This window comes from Pseudacidovorax intermedius (genome assembly GCF_001476815.1).
Lineage (GTDB): Bacteria > Pseudomonadota > Gammaproteobacteria > Burkholderiales > Burkholderiaceae_C > Xenophilus > Xenophilus intermedius_A.
This window is the reverse complement of record NZ_LDSL01000154.1, coordinates 1-17,959: the sequence shown is the minus strand read 5'-3', so window position 1 is coordinate 17,959 and position 17,959 is coordinate 1. Positions and strand designations below refer to the sequence as shown.

General features: G+C 73.5%; 10 protein-coding genes. 3 read left to right on the top strand and 7 right to left on the bottom strand.

Annotated elements, in window-relative coordinates; all coding sequences use genetic code 11:
* The 7 genes from NS331_RS21615 to NS331_RS21585 all read right to left on the bottom strand — a co-directional run.
* Positions 1 to 1,377: sulfatase-like hydrolase/transferase (locus NS331_RS21615; RefSeq protein ID WP_058644009.1), on the bottom strand; the 1,377-nt coding region annotated here is incomplete at its 3' end.
* A gap of 22 nt (positions 1,378 to 1,399) precedes the next feature.
* Positions 1,400 to 2,791, bottom strand: a complete 1,392-nt coding sequence (gene fumC / locus NS331_RS21610) for a class II fumarate hydratase (RefSeq protein ID WP_058644008.1) — start codon at positions 2,789 to 2,791, stop codon at positions 1,400 to 1,402.
* A gap of 63 nt (positions 2,792 to 2,854) precedes the next feature.
* Positions 2,855 to 4,003, bottom strand: a complete 1,149-nt coding sequence (locus NS331_RS21605) for an ABC transporter permease (protein ID WP_082702682.1) — start codon at positions 4,001 to 4,003, stop codon at positions 2,855 to 2,857.
* A 118-nt stretch (positions 4,004 to 4,121) separates the two neighbouring features.
* A complete protein-coding gene (locus tag NS331_RS21600; RefSeq protein ID WP_058644007.1) occupies positions 4,122 to 5,327 on the bottom strand; it encodes an ABC transporter permease in 1,206 nt (401 codons plus the stop codon).
* 74 nt (positions 5,328 to 5,401) lie between these two features.
* On the bottom strand, positions 5,402 to 6,391 hold the full coding sequence (locus NS331_RS21595; protein WP_058644006.1) for an HlyD family secretion protein: 990 nt from the start codon (positions 6,389 to 6,391) through the stop codon (positions 5,402 to 5,404).
* A gap of 168 nt (positions 6,392 to 6,559) precedes the next feature.
* Entirely contained in the window at positions 6,560 to 7,987 is a 1,428-nt protein-coding gene (locus NS331_RS21590) for a TolC family protein (protein WP_058644005.1), read from the bottom strand.
* Positions 7,988 to 7,997: 10 nt separating this feature from the next.
* Positions 7,998 to 8,702, bottom strand: a complete 705-nt coding sequence (locus NS331_RS21585) for a MerR family transcriptional regulator (protein WP_058644004.1) — start codon at positions 8,700 to 8,702, stop codon at positions 7,998 to 8,000.
* A 337-nt stretch (positions 8,703 to 9,039) separates the two neighbouring features.
* On the opposite strand from NS331_RS21585, the gene NS331_RS21580 reads away from it, so the two are divergent.
* The 3 genes from NS331_RS21580 to NS331_RS21570 form a co-directional block, all read left to right on the top strand.
* Complete coding sequence (locus tag NS331_RS21580; protein WP_193758172.1) at positions 9,040 to 11,175, top strand: CHAT domain-containing protein; 2,136 nt, start codon at positions 9,040 to 9,042, stop codon at positions 11,173 to 11,175.
* 8 nt (positions 11,176 to 11,183) lie between these two features.
* A complete protein-coding gene (locus tag NS331_RS21575; RefSeq protein ID WP_242873852.1) occupies positions 11,184 to 12,848 on the top strand; it encodes a ShlB/FhaC/HecB family hemolysin secretion/activation protein in 1,665 nt (554 codons plus the stop codon).
* Positions 12,849 to 12,888: 40 nt separating this feature from the next.
* A partial coding sequence (locus tag NS331_RS21570) for a beta strand repeat-containing protein (protein ID WP_193758171.1) occupies positions 12,889 to 17,959 on the top strand: 5,071 nt, incomplete at its 3' end.

Here is a 17,959-nt window from a genome sequence, read left to right as displayed (position 1 = left end):
CAGTTCCAGCGTCTCGGCCACCACGAAGTCGTGGTACAGCAGGGCGGTGTCGTAGTCCTGCCTGAAGCGCCGCACCCAGGCCGGGCGGCCCTGCGCGATCAGGCCCGATTCCACGGCGTCCTGCGTGTCGTCGAAGGGGTTGTCTTGCGTCTCGGGAAAGCGCAGCCGGTAGTGCGGATGGGCGCCCAGCAGGTGCACCACGATCAGCTTGCGCTCGGCCGGGTCCTCCAGGGCCTCCTGCACGCAGTCGAGCAATTCGCCATCGAGCGAGGCGCTGGCGCGGCCCGGCACGCGGTTGACGATCTCCACCTCGTCGGCCAGCCGCGCATGCTGCTGCTCGATGGCCATGTCGTCGTGGTTGCTCATCCACCAGACCTTGTAGCCGGCCGCGCGTGCCAGCGGCAGCAGGTGCTGCGCATCGGCGGCCGTGGGCTGGCCGAAGCGCATCATGTTGGCCATGGCCGGCAGCGTGCTCGCGTCTACCGACCAGGCATGGCGCAGCACCGTCATCTGCTGCGGCTCGCGCCGCAGGGCGGCGGCCAGGCGCGGCGTGGTGTTGCGGCCGTAACCGTACAGGCCCAGGTTGTCGCGGTTGATGCTGTCGGTGATGACCAGCACCACCGTCGACGGCCCGGCGCGCGTGACCTGCGGCGCCACCGCATGGGCCTGCTGCAGGGCCGCGTCGCGCATGCGCTGCTGGTCGGCCCAGGCGATGCGCAAGGCGCGGGCGTCGTCGCTCCACTGGGTCCAGAACACCACCGGATGCAGCCGCCGCCAGGGCTTGCTGACGTGGGCCACGGCACCGAGGGCGAAGGCCAGCACCAGCAGGGCCAGCCAGGCGCGGCGCGGCGTGCTGCGGACCTTGGCGGCCGGGGCCGCGCCGGGTTCCTGGCCTGCCGATGGATTCGCCGTGCCGCCTGCCCCACCGCGGCGCCAGCCATGGGCCGTCAGCCGCCACACGGCATAGCCCGCGGCGACCAGCACCGCGCACCACAGCGCCGCCGTGCGCCAGTGCATCTGCAGGTACTCGCCGCTCTCCCGCGCATTGGTGTTGGCCAGCGCGCCCAGCACCACGGCGCCGTCGGGCGCGGACTGGTAGGTGTCGAGCAGGTAGGCGCGCACCACGCCGTCGGCCGCGAAGGCCATCACCGCCGCCAGCACCGCCACGCGCCGCGCGCGGTGCACCGCCCTGCTGCGCACCGGCCAGGCCATCCAGGCCAGCGCGGGCAGCAGCAGCACCATCATCTGCGCCACGCGGCGGCCGTCGTGGCCCAGCACGACGAAGCCGAGGGCGATGGCGGCCAGCGCGACGAGCGGCCAGGCGCGGGCGGCCGCTGCGGATCGGCCGGCGCGGCCGGCGGACGAGGGGGTGTTCAAGCGCTGCGCTTCCTGCGTGGGCTCATCGGCCGGTCATCTGCTCCGGCACGACCCACTGGTCGAACTGCTCGCCCGTCAGATGGCCGGAGGCGACGGCCGCCTCGCGCAGGCTGGTGCCTTCCTTGTGCGCCTTCTTGGCGATGAAGGCCGCCTTGTCGTAGCCGATGTGCGTGTTCAGGGCCGTCACCAGCATCAGCGAGCGGCTCACCAGCTCGGCGATGCGGTCGCGGTTGGGCTCGATGCCCACGGCGCAGTGGTCGTTGAAGCTCACGATGCCGTCGGCCAGCAGGCGCACGCTCTGCAGGAAGTTGTGGGCCACCATGGGGCGGAACACGTTCAGCTCGAAGTTGCCCGACATGCCGCCGATGTTGATGGCCACGTCGTTGCCCATCACCTGCGCGGCCAGCATGGTCACGGCCTCGCTCTGCGTCGGGTTGACCTTGCCGGGCATGATCGACGAGCCGGGCTCGTTCTCGGGAATGCTCAGCTCGCCGATGCCGCTGCGCGGGCCGCTCGCCAGCCAGCGCACGTCGTTGGCGATCTTGTTCATGCTGGCGGCCAGCGTCTTGAGCGCGCCGTGCGCATGCACGAAGGCGTCGCAGGCGGCCATCACCTCGAACTTGCTCGGCGCCGTGACGAAAGGCAGGCCGGTCAGGCGGGCCAGTTCGGCCGCCACGCCTTCGGCATAGCCCTTGGGCGCATTCAGGCCGGTGCCCACCGCGGTGCCGCCCAGGGCCAGCTCGCACAGGTGGGGCAGGGCGGCGCGCACGTGGCGCTCGTTGTGGTCGAGCTGGGCAACCCAGCCCGAGACCTCCTGGCCCAGCGTCAGGGGCGTGGCGTCCTGCAGGTGGGTGCGGCCGATCTTCACGATGTCCATGAAGTCCTCGGACTTCTTCGCCAGCGTGGCGCGCAGCCTGGCGATGGCCGGCAGCAGCCTGTGCGTGAGCGCCTGAACGGCCGCCACGTGCATGGCGGTGGGGAACACGTCGTTGCTCGACTGGCTGCGGTTGACGTCGTCGTTCGGGTGCACCAGCCGGCCCTCGCCGCGCTGGCCGCCCAGCAGCTCGCTCGCGCGGTTGGCCAGCACCTCGTTGACGTTCATGTTGGTCTGCGTGCCCGAGCCGGTCTGCCACACGACGAGCGGGAATTCATGCGGATGCTTGCCGGCCAGCACCTCGTCGGCGGCCGCGACGATGGCGTCGGTCTTCTTCGCGTCCTGCAGGCCCAACTGCTGGTTGACCACCGCCGAGGCCCGCTTCACCAGGGCCAGCGCCTGGATGATCTCCAGCGGCTGGCGCTCGCCCGAGATGTCGAAGTTCTGCAGCGAGCGCTGCGTCTGCGCGCCCCACAGGTGGTCGGCGGGGACTTCGATGGGACCGAAGGTGTCTTTCTCGATGCGGGTGCTGGTGCTCATGGCGGCGAGTGTCGGATGGAGGAAGGAAAAGTCCGCCAGTATCCCCCGCGATGAGAGAAATTCTCAACGGCGCGGGTATGACCCGCTGCGCAGCCGGCCCGCCCGGAGCAGCCCCGCCAGCGCGACACCGAACACCGCCGCCAGCCGGCCCAGCCAGGGCAGCACGTCCGCCAGCGGCGCGCCCATCTGGTTGAGCCGCAGCGAGGCCTGGATGCCGGCCGTGCTCGGCAGCCAGCCGCCCAGCCATTGCAGCGGCACCGGCAGCGCCTCGCTGGGCCAGGAGAAGCCCGACAGGAAGGCCAGCGGCAGCGAGGTGAACAGGATCACCTGCAGCGCCCGCTCGCGGTCGCGGAACCAGCAGCCCAGCAGCAGGCCCAGCGCGCAGACCGTGGGCACATAGAAGAGCAGCAGCAGCACGGCGGCCGGCGGGTTGCCGCCGCGCGGATAGTCCTGCAGCACGAAGATCCAGCCCAGGAAGAACAGCCCCGTCATCAGCCCGAAGCCCGACAGCGCCGCCAGCCGCCCCAGCCAGGCCGCGGGTACTGCGCGCAGCCGCCCGGCCTCGGCCCAGGTGCCCGCCAGCATGGCGCAGCCCATCAGCAGCGTCTGGTGCAGGATCAAGAGCGCCACGGCCGGCACCACATAGCTGCCGTAGCCCTCGGTCGGGTTGAACAGCGGCACCAGCTGCGTGTTCAGCGGACTGCGGCTGGCCCGGGCCTGCGCTGCGCTCTGGCCGGTGGCCTGCAGGCGGCGGATCTCGATGCCGGCCGACACCGTGCCCACCGCTTCCGAGAAGCCGTAGAGCACCGACTTGTTGAGCAGCGCATAGGCGCCGTTGCCCTCGATGGTCACGCCCGCCGCCGCGCCGCGCGCCACGTCGCGCTTGAGGTCGCGCGGCAGCAGCGCATAGCCCTCGATCTCGCCGCGCCACAGCGCCTGCCGGGCGGCCTGTTCGTCGCCGGTGACCAGCCGCACGTCGATGCGCGGGCTGGCCTGCGCGAAGCGCGTGATCTGGCGCGAGAGGTTGCTGCCGTCCTGGTCCACCACCGCGACCGGCACGCGCGTCACGGCCTCGGTGCCGTAGGGCCAGGGATAGAAGAAGCCGTAGATCACCGGCGCGAGCAGCAGGATCAGCAGCACGCCCGGGTCGCGCAGCACGGCCAGGGCCGTGGCGCGCCAGGCGGGGAGGAAGCGGCGGAGGGTGGGGTCCATCAGGCAGGCTTCCTCTGGGGGGCGCCTGGGTACTGGTGGGCGCCGTCGCCCCCTCTCCCCGGCCCTCTCCCGCAAGGGGAGAGGGAGCAGAGCGCCCCGGGGCTGCCGGTGCAGGCTTTCATCGCTTGCCCCAACTCTCGGGCGCTTTCGCCGCGCGGCCGATCAGGCCCGCACTGGCGGCCAGCAGGGCCAGTGCGGCCACGGCCATCCACAGCGGCGTGGCCATCGAATAGGCCAGCGGCGCGCCCATCTGCAGCTGCTCGATCTGCACGCGCGCGTAGTGCGTGTACGGCAGCGCCAGCGCCCAGGTGCGGGCCGCCGCGGGCATGGCCACCAGCGGAAAGCCGACGCCGCCGAAGGCGAAGGCCGGCGCGGTGATGAAGCCGGTGCCCGAGAGCGCCGTGCGCAGCGAGCGCGTCAGCGCCGCCAGGAAGGCGCCCATCGCCACCGACAGCGCCAGGAACAGCACCAGCGCCACGGCCACCCACAGCAGCGAGCCGGCCGGGTGCCAGCCCCGCCCCAGCGTGAGGCCCAGCAGCGCCAGGAGCCCGACGACCGACAGCGACGCCCACGGCAGCAGCAGCTTGCCGGCCAGCGCCGCGGCTGCGTCGCTCCAGCCCGTGCCCGTCGCCGCACTGCCATTCGTACGCGCACCCGGCGCCAGCCACTCGCCCAGGCTGCGGTCGCGCAGCTCGCGGCCCAGCGTCCACGCACCAGCGGTCATGGCAAAGATGTGCAGCAGCGCCGGAATCAGCGCCGCGCCCAGGAACTGCTCGTAGTTGCTCGATGTGTTGAACAGCGCCACGGTGTTGGCCCGCACCGGGTCGAGGTGCGCCCGCGCCGTGGGGGCCGATTCGCCGCGCTTGGCGCGTGCCGTCAACTCGATGCCGGCCGACACCGTGCCGACGGCTGTGCGCACGTCGCGCTGGATCAGGCTGGAATGCGTGCCGCGCTGCGCGTTGTGCAGCAGCACGACCTGGCCGGCGCGGCCCTGCTTGAGGTCGCGGGACAGCTCTCGCGGGATCCACACCGCCGCATGCACGCGGCCGGCCACCAGCGCGCGGTCCATCTCGGTGGCATCGGCATAGCGCTCGGCCACCTGCAGGCCCGGCGAGGCTTCCAGAAAGCGCTCGACCTGGCGCGAGAGGGCCGAATGGTCCTCGTCCAGCACGCCGATGGGCAGCCGGTTCGGCAGGCCGGCCGAGAAGATCCACCACATCAGGGCGGCGGCCAGGGCCGGCACCCAGCTCACCATGGCCAGCTCCCAGCGTTGGCTGGCGAGGCGCCGGGCTTCGCGACGCAGGCTGCGGACGAACACGCTCATCGCTCAGAGGCCGCGATGGGGCGCGATGGGCCGAGCGCGTTGGGGTGAGGCATGGCGGCGTCGTCCACCCAGCCTCAGTCGACCAGCACGCTCATGCCCGGCCGCGCACCGGCAATGGGCTGCAGCGGCCGCGCGCGGACCTCGAAGGTGCGCACGTCGAAGCCCGCGCCGGCGCGCGTCGCACGCCAGGTCGCGAAGTCCGGCAGCGGCGCGCTGTACGTCACCTTGAAGCGCGCCGTCGCCGACTGCGGGCCCAGCGCCGGCAGGCGCGCGTCGAATTCCTGGCCCACCGCGAAGCGCGACAGCCGGTCCTCCCGCACGTTCAGCACCACCCACTGGTCGGCCAGGTCCACCACCGTGACGGCGGCCACGCCCTGCGGCACCAGCTCGCCGGCGCGGGCCAGCACCTTGGCCACCTCGCCGGCGACGGGGCTGCGCAGTTCGGTCTCGGCCTTGGCGGCCTGGGCCTCGGCCACCACGCCGGCCACCTGCCGGGCCTGCGCCTCGGCGGCGGCCCTGTCCTCGCCGCGGGCGCCCTGGCGGGCCAGGTCGTACTGCGCGCGGGCGGCGACGGCGGCATCGCGCGAGGCCTTCCAGTTGGCCTCGGCCTCGTCGCGCTTCTGCGCCGCCACCAGGCCGTCGCGCGCCAGGCCCTCCACGCGGTCGAAGGACTTGCGGGCCAGTTCGGCCGCCGTCTCGGCGCGCTGCCACTGCATGCGGGCCATCTCGATTTCCTGCGGACGGGCGCCGGCCTCGGCCTTCTTCGCCACGGCCTGGGCGGCCTGCTGGGCGGCCGTGGCCTGGGCCAGCTTGGCATCGACCTCGGGCGAGGCCATGCGCAGGATCGGCGCGCCGGCGGCGATGCGGTCGCCCTCGCGCACCAGCACCTCGGCGATGCGGCCGGGGATCTTGGCGGCGATGTCGGTCTCCTTGGCCTCCATCTGGCCCTGGAACACCTCGGGCGCCGACCGGCTGGCGCGCCAGAAGCCCCAGCCGATCAGGCCGGCGACGACGAGGCCGGCCACGATGGCCAGCAGTGGCAGGGTCTTGCGACGGTCAGACATGCGGGACTCCAGGAGCAGATAGGGTCTGTGTCCGGCCGGTCCGGCATCGAGAGGCCGCGGAGCAGGCCATGCCAGTGCGCCCGCGGAACTGGCTTTGCCAGGCCGCGGGGCGCGCCCCCTTGAGGGGGGATTCGGCTACACGAAGTGAGCAAGAAACGGGGGTGGGCATCATTCGATCTTGATGTCGGCGCGGGCGATGTAGTCGTTGAAGCGTTCCGAGATGCCGGCGCTTTGCAGCAGGCGGGCCAGGGCCTGCACGTAGTCGTTGGCGGCCTGGGCGCGTTCGGTCTGCACCTTGGCCAGGTTGGTCTCGGCGTCGATCAGGTCCTGCGTGGTGCTGGTGCCTTCGCGCAGGCCGGCGCTGCGCAGGCGCACCACCTCCTGCGCCAGGTCGATGCCGGCCTGCATGGAGGCGAACTGGCGCCGCGCGTTCTCCAGCGCCCGCCAATTGCGCTCCACCAGCAGCGAGATGTCGCTGCGCGCCTGGGCATCGGTGCGCTCGGCCTGCTCCACCTGCTTGAGGCTGGCGGCGGCCAGCTGGTCGCGGTCGATGCTGTCGTAGAGCGTCCAGTACACGCCCACGCCGGCCACCCAGGTGGCCTCGTCGCGGCGCTTGATGTCGCGCGTGCCGAAGGCCAGCACCTGCGGACGGCGCAGGGCCTCCTCGCCGGCGTGCAGTTCCTCGGCCTGCAGCTTCTTCGCCGCCACCTTGGCCAGGCCCGGATGGTGCAGCTGCGCCGCATCCAGGAAATGGCCCAGCGGCTCGACGGGCTGGCTGATGACGAAGAGCGGCGTGCGCGGCAGCACCGGCTGGTCGGCCCGCACGGTGCGGGCCAGGGCCACGGCGGCCAGTTCGGCATCGTCCCGGGCCTTGGCCGCATTGCGGCGCGCCTCCTCGTAGGCGCTGCGGGCCTGCAGCCGTTCCACGCGCGAGATGACGCCGGCGGCCAGCATCTTCTGCGCCGCCTCGTCGTGGCCGGCGATGGTGCGCTCGGCCTGGGCGCGCAGGTCGGCGGCGCGCTGCGCCAGCTGGGCGCCGAAGTAGCGCTCCACCAGCGTCTGGTCCACCTCGCCGCCGGTCTGGTCGGCATCGGCGCGGGCCTCGCGCGTCTGGGCGCCGGCGAAGCCGCGCACCGCGTCCGTGGCGCCGCCGGTGTAGAGCGGCCACACGGCCGACACCGACGAGGTGAAGCCCTGGCCCTCGCGCTGCAGCGTGTAGCTGTCGGGCAAGCGCACCGGCAGCCGGGCCAGGCTGCTCTGGAGGCTGGCGGGCAGCAGTCGGCCGATCTGCGTCAGGCCGGCGTCGAGCGAGGACAGGTCGAGCTTGAGCCGCGCGTCGTAGGCATAGGCGACGCCGGTGACGCTCACCACCGGGCCGCCCAGGTGGCGCAGCGCATCGGCGCGCAGCGACCTGGACTCGACGCCGGCGCGTGCGGCGGCCAGCTTGTCCGAGCGCTCCAGCATGCGCAGGCGCGCGGCCTCGTAGCTCAGCGCCAGGCCCTCGGGCTGCGGCGCGTGGGCATGCGCCGCGGAAGCGGCCAGCGCCGCGGCGAGCGCGAAGGCCGCGAGTGAGGATGGGCGTCGCAGGAAGGTCATGGGGTGAACATCATTTCTGACGTGCCAGGAGGGCATCCAGCTCCTGCTGGAGGATGAGCGGAAAGGCCGCCTGCACCGCGCCCGTGGCCAGCGGCCCGGCCTGCTGCAGCAGCGCGGCGGCACGCTCGGGCTGGGCCAGCACCGCATCGACCAGCGTGCGCAGCCAGCGCCGCGCCATGCTGCGCAGGGTGCGCACCAGGGCCTCCTGCATGTCGATGGCCTGCTCGGGGGCAAGGCCCAGTGCCGCCAGCTGCTCGGCGATGCGGGCGAGGGCCGGGCTCAGGTGCTGCACGCTGCCGTCGGGCAGGCGGCGCGCCAGGCCGGCACGCAGAGCGCGGTCGAGCAGCGCGGGCGTCATGCGGCCCTGCCATTTGGCCTTGAGCTGCTCGGCCGGTACCACCAGCGGCGCCTCGGCGGCGAAGAGGTTGTCCGAGATCGACTGCGCCACCGCCGCCAGGCTGCGCCAGGAGCTGGCCGGCGCCTGCTCGAACACGCGGCGGATGGCCTCGATGCCGAAGCCTTGCTCGCGCAGCGCGCGGATCAGCTCCAGCCGCTGGGCATGCTCCTCGCCGTACAGGCCCAGCCGCCCGCGCAGCCGCGGCGGCGGCAGCAGGCCGGCGGTGGTGTAGGCCCGGATGTTGCGCACCGTCACGCCCGAGGCGGCGGCCAGGGCTTCGATGGTCAGCATGTCGGTGGTGGAAAGGGCAGCGTCCATGCAAGGCTTTATGTGACATTGATGATGTTACATAGAAACTGTTTCTTCAACCAGGGCGTCGCCGTCCTTTTTTCGGCCTCGGTGGGGCAGGGGTCGCCGCTTCTGCGCCATGGCAGGGCGGCCCTGACGCGGGTTGCCGCATGGCCCCCCCACCAGGAGACGCCCCGGACCGCCCCTACGCCATTCGCCCTAGACCGTCCTGCGAATAGGCCCGAGGCGGCCCCGTTCCTAGACTGCCCCGACGACGTCCGACGGGCAGGCCGCATCCTGCGGCTGCGGGGCCCGCCGCCCAGGCGTGCCGCACGGCCGGACGCCTGGGGGTCGAATGGAACGCAAGATGCAGAAGCCGGCCGGGGGCGCCGGCCGCCGTCGCGCCGCTTGGGGCGCCTGGGCCGTGGCCTTGGCCTGTGCCTGGCCGGCCGCGGGCGCCAGGGCGCAGGCTGCCGCGCCCGATGCCGAGGCCGCCGCGAGCCGGCAGGAGCAGGCCCGCCTGGCCGATTCGGACACGCTGCTCGCCCTCACGCAGGAGGGCGCCATCCTGTACTCGCAGGACAAGGTCAAGCTCAGCGCCTACCAGTACTGCAGCCAGGCCGTGTCGCTGGCCGAGGCGGGCGACTTCCGCCAGAGCGTGCGCGCCGCCAGCAAGGCGCTGCACCTGGCCGGCGCCACGCAGGACCCGGCCCTGCTGGCCGCCGCCAAGCGCGACCTGGCCATCGTCTACAGCTACGCCGGCCAGCTGGAGAAGGCCGAGCAGTTCGCGCGCGAGGCGCTGCAGCTGCCCACGCGCGAGCCGCAGCTCATCCGCGGCCCGGCGCTCAAGGTGCTGGGCGACGTGGCCGCGCGCCGCGGCGACCTGGCCGGCGCCATCCGCAGCTACGACGACGCCCTGGCCGGCAGCTCGCCGCGCTATGCGCCGCTGGTGCAGGCCTCTCTCGCCAATGCCCTCATCGACAGCGGCAAGCCCGAGGACCTGGCCCGTGCGCGCCAGCTGCTCGACAGCCTGCCGCCGCAGCGCGATGCGTCACTGGCCGCGCAGGTGGACCGCACCCGCGCCAACCTGCTGCTGGCCGAAGGCAAGCCCGCCGAGGCGCGCACGCTGTTCCAGCAACTGACCACGCGCCGCGCCGGCACCGATGCCGGCTACTTCCAGCTCTGGGCCTGGGACGGCGTGGCCCGCAGCGAACTCGCCCTGGGCCGCAAGGCCGAGGCCGCGCAGGCGCTGGACCGTGCCCTGGCCGGCGTGGACGGCGTGCGCGCGCGCTTCCGCAGCGACGAATTCAAGATGGGCGTGTTCTCCGACCTGCAGCAGCTCTTCGAGCGCGCGGTGGGCCTGTATGCCGACATGGGCGAGCCGCGCCGCGCCTTCGAGGTCAGCGAGCACAGCCGCTCGCGCGCCCTGCTCGACGCCGTGCGCGGCCGTGCCCAGCTGGCCGCGCAGGCCACCACCGTGGTCGACCTGGCCGACCTGCAGAGCACCCTGGCGCCCGACGAGCGCCTGGTGCAGTACCACGCGCTGCCCGACCGGCTGCAGGTGTGGGTGGTGAGCAGCACCGAGGTGCGCAGCCAGAGCCTGCCGATCCGCCGCGACGAGTTGGTGGAGCTGGTCGACACCTTCCGCAACTCGGTGGTGCGCGGCCGGCGCACCGCCATCGGCAACGCCGACAAGATGGGCGCCGCCCTCATCGGCCCGCTGGGCCTGCAGCCGGGACAGCGCATCGTGGTGGTGCCGCACGGGCCGCTGCACTACCTGCCCTTCCAGGCGCTGCGGGTCGACGGCCGCTACCTGATCGAGACCCACCCGGTGTCGGTCGCGCCCTCCATGAGCATCGCGGTGCAGCTGGCGCGCCGCACGCCGCGCGTGGACGGCCGGCTCACGGCCTTCGGCAATCCGCGCATCGAGGACAAGTACGACCTGCCCGGCTCGGTGGCCGAGGTCCAGCGGCTGGAGCAGCTCTTTCCGCACCACACCGTCTTCATGGGCGCGCAGGCCACCAAGACGCAGTTCCGCCAGGCGGCCGGCGGCGCGCCGCTGGTGCACGTGGCCGCGCATGCCGAGGCCGACCAGGTCGACCCGCTGTACTCGCGCATCCTGCTGGCCAACGAGAACGGCCGCCAGAACTTCCTGGAGGCGCACGAGATCCTGGAACTGCCCATGCAGGGCACCGCGCTGGTCACGCTCTCGGCCTGCGAATCGGGCCTGGGCCGCATCGCCTCGGGCGACGAGGTGCTGGGCTTCACCCGCTCCTTCCTGTCGGCCGGCAGCAGCAGCCTGATCGCCTCGCTGTGGCCGGTGTCGGACGACGCCACCGCCGTGCTCATGTCCACGCTCTACGGCGAACTCGCCAGGGGCCGCGACCTGCAGCAGGCCATGCAGGCCGGGCAGCTCGCGGTGCTGCGCGATCCCAGGATGGCCCATCCCTTCTTCTGGGCCCCGTTCAACCTGATCGGCAACTGGCGCCTGACCGTCCAATGAAGCCCGTCATGACCTCATCCTTCGCGATCCGTGCAACGGCACTGGCCGCTGCGTTGACGGCCATGGCGCCCGCGCTGGCGCAGCAGCAGCTGGTGCCCGTGCAGCCGCCGTGCAACAGCTGCGCCGCACCGTCGTCGCAGACGCCCCAGGCCCTGCCCGCGGCGCCGGCCGCGCCGGCGGTGGCCTTCCGCCTGAACGACCTGCGCCTCACTGGGGCCGAGGCCCTGTCGGCCGAGGAGCTCCGCGAGACCACCGCGCCCTACATCGGCCGCGACGTGACGCTGGCCGACCTGGAGCAGCTGGCCCAGGCCATCACCGACCGCTACCACGCCCGCGGCTACTTCCTGGCCCAGGCCGTGGTGCCGGTGCAGACGGTGCAGAACGGCGTGGTGGAAATCAGCATCGCCGAAGGCCGCATCGGCAAGGTCGACGTGCAGGTGGCGCCCGAGGCACCCACCAGCGAGGCGCGGGTGCGCGGCTTCCTGGCGGCGCTGCCGCCCGGCGCGGCGGTGAGCGCGCCGGCCTACGAACGCGCCATGCTGCTGCTGTCCGACCAGCCCGGCATCGCCGTCGGCTCCGGCCTGCAGGAGGGCAGCCAGCCCGGCACCACCGACCTGGCGGTGGAGGTGAACCCGGGCTCGCGCTTCTCCTTCAGCGCCGATGCCGACAACCACGGCACCAGGGAGTCGGGCCGCTATCGCGTGGGCGGTTCGCTGCGCTGGAACAGCCCGCTGGGCATCGGCGACAACCTGGACCTGCGGGCCATGGTGTCCAACAACGACGCGCTGCAGCTGGGCCGCATCGCCTACGAGCTGCCCCTGGGCACCAGCGGCCTGCGCCTGGGCGCCGGACTGGCGCGCATCAACTACCAGCTCGATGGCGAATTTGCCGTGCTGGGCGCGCAGGGCAAGGCCGACGTGGCCGATCTCTCGCTCTTCTACCCGGTGATCCGCCAGCGGCGGCAGAACCTCTTCCTGCGCCTGTCGGTGGACAGCAAGCGCCTGACCGACGAATACACCACCGTGGCCTTCGAGGGCCGCAAGCGGGTGAGCGGCACCGGCCTCGGCTGGACCTGGGAGCTGCGCGACGACTGGCTGGGCGGCGGCTACTGGGCCAGCTCCGGTACGGCCTACCGCGGCAGCCTGTCGATCCGCGAAGCGGGCCTGCTGGCGGCCGATCAGGCCCTGGGCGGGCCGCGCACCGAGGGCACCTTCTCCAAGCTCACCTTCCAGGCCTCGCGCCTGCAGTCGGTGCTGCCCGAGCATTCGCTCTACCTGGCCCTCGGCGGCCAGTGGGCGAGCAAGAACCTCGATGCCTCCGAGAAGCTGAGCCTGGGCGGCCCCCGCGCCGTGCGTGCCTACCCGTCGGGCGAGGTGCTGGTGGACCGCGGCCTGATCGGCACCGTGGAATGGCGCTGGTCGGCCACCTCGGAGCTCACGCCCTACGTCTTCTACGACGCGGCGCGGGGCCGGCCGCAGACGAACCCCGGCCTGTTCGACACCACACCCGCCAGCCGCAGCCTGCGCGGCGCGGGCATCGGCCTGCAGTGGGTGCGCGCGGGCAACTTCTCGATCAATGCCTCGCTGGCCTGGCGCGCCGGCACCCCGGCGGCCGTCACCGACGGTGGTGGCCGAAATCCGCGGCTGTACCTGCAGCTGCAGAAATCGTTCTGACCGGCCGCGGCAGCCGACGCTTTATACGAGAGGCCTCGCCATGAGCTCCCGACACATCTCTTCCTCCGCCGCGGTGCGCCACTGGCGCCTGCGGCCCCTGGCGCTGTCGCTGCTGTGCATGGGCGCCGGTTCGGCCATCGCGCAGCTGGCGCCGCTGACGCTGCCGGCCATCGCGCCCGGTGCCGGCGCGCTGCGCGGCGTGGCCATCACGGCGCAGAACCCGGCCGCCGGCACCATGACGCTGACGCAGAGCCAGGCGCGCGCCATCGCGCAGTGGACCAGCTTTTCCATCGGCGCGAACGCGGCCGTGAACATCGTGCAGCCCTCGGCCGCCTCGGTGCTGCTCAACCGCGTGACCGGCGGCAATCCGTCGGAGATCGCCGGCCAGCTCAGCGCCAACGGCCGGGTGTTCCTGGTCAATCCCTCGGGCGTGCTCTTCTCGGGCACCGCGCAGGTCAACGTCGGCGGCCTGGTCGCCACCACGCTGGACATTCCCGATGCCAGCTTCATGCCCGCCGGCCGCGAGAACACGCCCCTCGGCCCTGGCGAGGTGCTGATGTTCGAGCGCAATGACGCGACCGCCGCCACCGTGGTCAACCGCGGCCGCATCGTCGCCAGCGCGGGCGGCACGGTGCTGCTGATCGGCGCCGGCGTGAGCAACGACGCCGGTGGCACGATCAACGCGCCGAATGGCACGGCCGGCCTGGTGTCGGGCCGCAAGGTGTCGCTGGACTTCGCCGGCGACGGCCTGACCAACGTGGTCATCAATGCGGACGCGCTCGCCAGCGTGGCCTCCGCCGCCAATGCCGGCACGCTGCAGGCCGACGGCGGCCGGGCGCTGATGCTGGGCGCCTCCAGCCGTCCCGGCCAGCTGGTGGTCAGCAACAGCGGCGTGGTGCAGGCGCGCAGCGTGGAGGCGCGCAACGGCGAGATCGTGCTGGGCGCCGGCCGCGCCAACGTGCTGCAGGTGACGGGCGGCACCATCGATGCCAGCGGTACCGCGGGCGGACGCAGCGGCGGCCGCGTCATGCTCGCCGGCGGCCAGGTGGCGGTGGCCGATCCGCCGCTGACCGAGTCGCCCGTGCCCGTCGCGGCACCGGCCGTGCTGGTGGACATGCGCGGCGTCGCGGGCGGCGGCACCGTCACCGTGGCGGGCCCCGTCGTCAACATCGGGCCCACGGCCACGCTGGACGCCAGCGCCACGGGCGCCGGCAACGGCGGCAGCCTGGTCTTCAACGACGGCGCGGCCGTGACCCTGCCCGGCGAGACGGTGCCGTCGGCCACGGCCGGCCGCAGCAGCCTGCAGCTGGCCGGCACCCTGAATGCGCGCGGGGCCGGCAGCGGCGCAGGCGGCAGCATCGCCGCGAGCGCCACGGCCATGAACGTGTCGCCGGCCGGCCTCGATGCGGGGGGCGGCGCGAATGGCGGCGCCAATGGCCGGCTCACGCTGGCCGTCGGCGATGCCAATGCGCAGGTCACGTCCGCAGGCAATCTCTACGTGCCCGGCGCCGTGGGCCTCGACAGCAGCCAGGTCGGCGCCGGCGCGCTGGGCGGCGCGCTCGGCCGGGGCACCGACGTGACGGTCTCCACGGCCCAGCGCCGCGACGGCAGCGGCGTCGTCTTCCAGGCCAGCGACGTGGAGACGGGCACGGGCGCGGCCCGCATCACCAAGACCGGCGGCCCGGCCACCACCTTGCGCATCGACTCGGCCGGCAGCATCGACATGGGCGCGGGCAGCGCCATCACCGCCACCGGCAGTGCGCTGAACGTGGACTTCGACGCCGATGCCACCGGCGCGGCGCGGGCCACCGCCGCCAACGTGGCGACCTTCCCCGGCATGGGCGGCGATGCGGCCGCCGCCATCCGCCTCGACGGCGCACGCATCGACGCCAACGGCGGCAACGTCCGCTTCTTCGGCCAGGGCGATGCCACTGGCGGCCGCGCCGTGGGCGGCAACAACCCCAACGGCGCCTCGGCCAGCGACCGCTGGCGCGCGGGCGTCTACATCGGCAACAGCCAGGTGCTGACCAGCGGCAGCGGCCAGGTCGCGCTGGCGGGCCAGGGCCGCAGCTGGGCCGCCAGCGGCAACTACACCGCCAGCGAGGGTGTGCTGGTGACGGCCGGCAGCACCGTGCAGGCCGGCAGCGGCGGCCTGGCGGTCAACGGCACCAGCGGCGTGGCCGCGAGCGGCGTGCGGGTGGACGGCGCCTCGGCGCTGGGCTCGGCGGGCACGGCCACGCTGGCCGGCGTGGCCACCGGCAGCGCCGACGGCCAGCCGGGCGGCAGCGTCGGCGCCACGGCCGGCGTGCTGCTCAGCGGCGCGCGCGTGCAGGCGCAGGGCAACCTGCTGCTGCAGGGCACCGGCGCCAACCTCGACAGCCTGCGCACCAACACCGACTTCACCGCCTTCGTGGGCACGGCGCAGGCCTCGCAGGGCGTGCAGACGGTGTCCAGCCAGGTCGTGGCGGGCGCCGGTGCGCGGCTCGACGTGGCGGGCACGGCCGGCAGCGGCGGCTTCTCGGCGGTGCGCAACGGCACCTCGGGCGCCATCACGATCCAGGACGGCGCCACCGCACGCGCCATCGACATCGGCGGCGCCGTGGGCAGCGGCCTGCGCGCCGAAGGCGGCAGCGTGAGCCTGCAGGGCGGCACCGGCGACGTGCGGCTGTCCAGCGACACCACGACCGTCGCCCTGCCGGCCGGCACACCGCTGGCGGCGCTGGTGGACGTGTCGAGCGCCACGCGGGCCGGCGGCAGCATCGCCATCGCCGCCAACAACGTGCTGCTGCAGAACCCGCTGGGCACCGGCGTGCTGATGGACGCCAGCGGCGCGGGGCAGGGCGGGCGCATCACGGTGCAGGGCACCAACGCCGTGGCCATGGCCGCCAATGCGCAACTGCGGGCGGACAGCAACTCGGCCACCGGCAACGGCGGGCAGATCCGGCTGCTGGCCGGCCGCACGCTGCGCGCCTACGGTTCGCTGTCGGCCCAGGGCGGTGCTTCGGGCGGCAACGGCGGTGCCATCGAGACCTCGGGCAGCGCCTTCGACCTGACCGGCATCCGCGTCAACACCGGCGCCAACGCGGGCGCGGCCGGCACCTGGACGGTGGACCCGTACGACATCACCATCGTCAACGGCAATGCGGCGGGCACGCTGCCCACCAACCCCTACGAGGCGGTCGCCACCTCGACGATCCAGGACGGCGACATCAACAACGCCCTGCTGCGCGGCAACGTGAGCATCGGCACGGGCACCGGCGGTGCGGCCGACCAGGGCGACATCTTCATGGACGCGGCGCAGATCGTCTTCAACGGCACGGGCGCGCGCACCTTGACGCTCAATGCCAGCCGCAGCGTGCGGTCCAACGGCCAGGCCAGCATCGCGGCCTACGGCGTGGGCTCGTCGATCAATGTGGCCTTCAACGCGGCCGCCACGGCGGGCAGCGCCGCGGTGGGCGGCGGGCAGGTGAGCTTCGACGGCCAGATCTACACCAACGGCGGCAACATCGCGATGAACGGCGCCTGGACCAACGATTCCAACGCCGGCACCAGCGTGAGCCTGGGCAACACCGCGGTGCTCGACACGCGCCAGGGCAATGCGCGGGTCTCGCCGGGCACCTACAGCGGCGGCAGCGACGCGGGCGCGGGCGGCAACGTGCAGCTCACCGGCCGCAGCAATGCGGTGTCGACCGGCAACTTCATCACCGCGGCCGTCAACCTCGACGGCGCGCGCATCGCCACCGCCAGCGGCAGCGTGGACATCGTCGGCACCAGCAACCTGGGCACCGGCGTGCAGATCGCCTCGAACACCCCAACGGGCGGCATCCACACCACCAGCGGCGCGGTGCGCCTCACCGGCGTCGGCAGCTACGCAGCCAACAGCGGCAATGCGCCGGGCCATGGCGTGGTGATCGGCAACACCTTCGGCGGCACGGCCTCGCTGCCGATGGTGGAGACGGGCAGCGGCAGCATCGCCATCACCGGCCTGCGGCTGGGCGGCGGCGCGGCGGCCGGCGGCGACGGCGTGTGGCTGGGCAACCAGGCGCTGGTCACCAGCACCGGCGGCGGCGCGGTCACCGTCACCGGCGAATCGCGCAATGCCGGTGGCGCCGGCATCCGCATCGTCGACAGCGGCGGCGTCAGCGTGCCCTCGCCCGCCGGGCGCATCCAGTCCACCGGTCAGGTGGTGCTGCGCGCGGGTGCCGCGGGCACGGCCGATGCGCTGGTGCTGGGCACCGGCAGCCAGGTGAGCGCGGGCACCACGCTCAACCTGCGGCCCGGCAGCGTCACGCTGGCCGGCACGCCCGACACCTACACCGCCACCGGCGCCGAGCGCGGCGGCGACGCCATCGCCCTGGGCGGCACCAGCGCCGCGGGCTTCGCGATCTCCGGCGACGAATGGGCCCGCCTGGCCGCCCCGACCCGGGTGGTGGGCAGCACCGTGCAGTCGGGCGCCATCACCGTGGCGGGCGCGCTCGCGGCCACCGGCAACCTGACGCTGCAGGCCGATGGCGGCGGCAGCATCGCGCTGCAGGCGCCGCTCACGGTGAGCGGCACGCTGGGCCTGCTGGCCACGGGCGACATCGCGCAGACGGCGGCCGGCGGCATCACGGTGCCCACGCTGCTGGCGCGCGCCACGGCGGGCAGCGTGCTGCTCGACCAGGCGGTCAACGACGTGGCGGCCAGCACGCTGGGCGGCAGCGCCGCGGGCAACTTCCGCTACGTGGATGCCAACACGCTGCGCGTGGGCGCGGTCACCGCCAATGGCTTCGACGCCGCGGCCAACGCGCCGTCTGCGGTGACCACCGGCCCGCTGACCGCCGCCTCGGTGCTGGTGCGCACCCTCAGCGGCGACCTGCTGCTGGACACGCCGGTGGCCAGCACCGCCGGTACCGACCTGGTGGCCGGCAACACCTTCCAGAACGTGGGCAACCGCACCATCACCGGCCCGTGGCGCATTTGGGCCGCCACCTGGGTGGGCGAGACGCGCGGTGGCCTCGTGGGCGGCCCGACGCTGCCCAACCTGTACGGCTGCACCTATGCGGGCACCTGCGTGCCGGCCCTTCCCACCTCGGGCAACCGCTTCATCTACACCGCGCGTCTCGCCCACC